This is a genomic window from Limnoraphis robusta CS-951, assembly GCF_000972705.2.
In genome coordinates this window covers 6,035-7,162 of sequence record NZ_LATL02000304.1, presented here as the reverse complement: position 1 = coordinate 7,162, position 1,128 = coordinate 6,035, and the positions used below count along the sequence as shown (strand labels likewise).

Here is a 1,128-nt window from a genome sequence, read left to right as displayed (position 1 = left end):
TAACTCTTGTTGCAGGTTTTTCCCTTGAATATATTCTTGAACTAAATACTGACGTTTATCTTGGGTAAAATAGGCGTAAAGTTCTGGAATTTGCGGGTGTTTTCCCAACTCATCCAAACGAACTGCTTCCTGTTCAAAAAGTTGTTTGGCTTTCTCTACGGTTTCCGTTCCCTGTGCTTGCGGAAAAAACTGTTTGATCACACAAAAGGGTTTTGAGGGTTTGAACTCGTCTATCGCTTTGAAGGTGCGACCAAACCCGCCTTGACCGATAATTTCTACTGCTCGATAACGTTCGGCTAATAGTAATTTTACACCACAACGCTGACAAAATAGAGTGTTTGGCTGGTTATTAAACAAGCAGTCAGGATTCAAACATTGGCTCATCCCAGGCGACTCCAAGCAGTTCTATTTTCCTATTTTAGATCGGTTTTTGCTAGGAATTTTAACAAATTTTTTTGGTGTTTCAGAGTTGAATAATTTATGCTAATTTGTCAACCTCAGCTACAAGCGATCAAGTTTTTGGTGGCGACGGGTTAGATTTAGTTTTTGGGAATCAGTCTGAGGATACTCTCGATGGGGGTAATGATAATGATAGTCTATTTGGCGGTCAGGGAAATGATAGTCTAGCTGGAAATTTGGGTGATGATTGGTTGTTTGGAGATGGCGGGAATGATACTTTGTTTGGGGGAAATGGTAATGATAAATTTGTCTTCAAGCCCGGAGAGGGAACAGATATTATTATTAATTACAGTGCAGGTGATATAGCAGAAATCAGGAGACAGGAGACAGGAGACAGAATTGAAACCTTTATCATAAAAGGATTTGACAGAAAAACAGTGTCCTAATCAACTCTTTCTCTGCTATAGTATTGTTTTTGATGCTAGCGATGGAATTACTGCGGGTAGTGTAACGCTTGTGGATGGAACGGGTGCTAATAATGGTAGTTTGTTAATTAATTTGATTTCAACGGGTGAAACGCTGGCGATATTACAAACGACTTCGGTTGCAGAATTTAATAGTATTGGTTTAATTGAAGTTCTAGAAATCTAATTTATCTTAAAAACCTCTGCAAGAAACCGGGTTTTTGGAACTAATCTCTGTCTGAAAACCTGGTTTCTCAAAGATTAA

3 protein-coding genes are annotated in these 1,128 nt (G+C 38.7%); 2 read left to right on the top strand and 1 reads right to left on the bottom strand.

Features of this window, described 5'->3' with window-relative positions; all coding sequences use genetic code 11:
• Nucleotides 1-384 (bottom strand): protein kinase domain-containing protein (locus WN50_RS25655; RefSeq protein WP_152964928.1); only part of this gene is annotated, 384 nt, incomplete at its 3' end.
• Between the two features lie 104 nt (nt 385-488).
• On the opposite strand from WN50_RS25655, the gene WN50_RS25650 reads away from it, so the two are divergent.
• Nucleotides 489-845, top strand: coding sequence for a calcium-binding protein (locus WN50_RS25650; RefSeq protein ID WP_053221561.1), 357 nt, complete (start codon nt 489-491; stop codon nt 843-845).
• Nucleotides 823-1,050 (top strand): hypothetical protein, encoded by a 228-nt coding sequence (locus WN50_RS25645; protein ID WP_046282143.1) that lies wholly within the window; start codon nt 823-825, stop codon nt 1,048-1,050. The genes WN50_RS25650 and WN50_RS25645 overlap by 23 nt, the downstream gene beginning before the upstream one ends.
• The last annotated feature ends 78 nt before the right edge of the window (nt 1,051-1,128 follow it).